At 42.0% G+C, this 560-nt stretch carries 1 protein-coding gene; it reads left to right on the forward strand.

Annotated elements, in window-relative coordinates; translation table 11 throughout:
• Positions 1-120 precede the first annotated feature (120 nt).
• A complete protein-coding gene (locus PL85_RS18720) occupies positions 121-453 on the forward strand; it encodes a PBPRA1643 family SWIM/SEC-C metal-binding motif protein (RefSeq protein WP_088733592.1) in 333 nt (110 codons plus the stop codon).
• Positions 454-560 lie beyond the last annotated feature (107 nt).

The following is a 560-nucleotide window of genomic DNA, read 5'->3' on the forward strand; positions in this document are numbered from 1 at the left end:
CTCTTGAGCCGTTTGTTATACCGTGATCCGATGCACATTGTAGGAACTTCTTTATCAATTGCCATAGTGCCGTATAATCGCGGCCAAATTACACCACAACAATCCATCAGTGAGTTGCAAATGTCCAAACTATTTTTCAAAGGTCGAATCGATGCTAGACAAAACCACGTCATTTCAGGCTACAACGTAAACCGTGATGTAAAAGCAGGCACTGACGAGGCTCCAATCAATGTTGTCGTCCCAACCGAGGCTCGTAAAGCAGAGATAGAAATATTACTTTCTAAGCACTCAATAGTGGCTGATATTGTCATTGACTCAAAGCAACCAGAGAACACTGTTGAGCTTGATACGCTATTAAACAAACCTAAAACGATTACCTATGACAAAACACCAAACCGTAATGAACCGTGCATTTGCGGAAGCGGGAAAAAGTACAAAAAGTGCTGTGCTTAAACCCTCGATAATTACGTCCAAAGCCGTCTTCTGACGGTTTTTTTATAAACTAGAAACTATACGATGCTCTGCGCGTAAGTTAAAACGGTATAACGCCCGGTTAAGGG

Source organism: Vibrio anguillarum, assembly GCF_001989995.2.
GTDB classification, from domain to species: Bacteria; Pseudomonadota; Gammaproteobacteria; order Enterobacterales; family Vibrionaceae; genus Vibrio; species Vibrio anguillarum.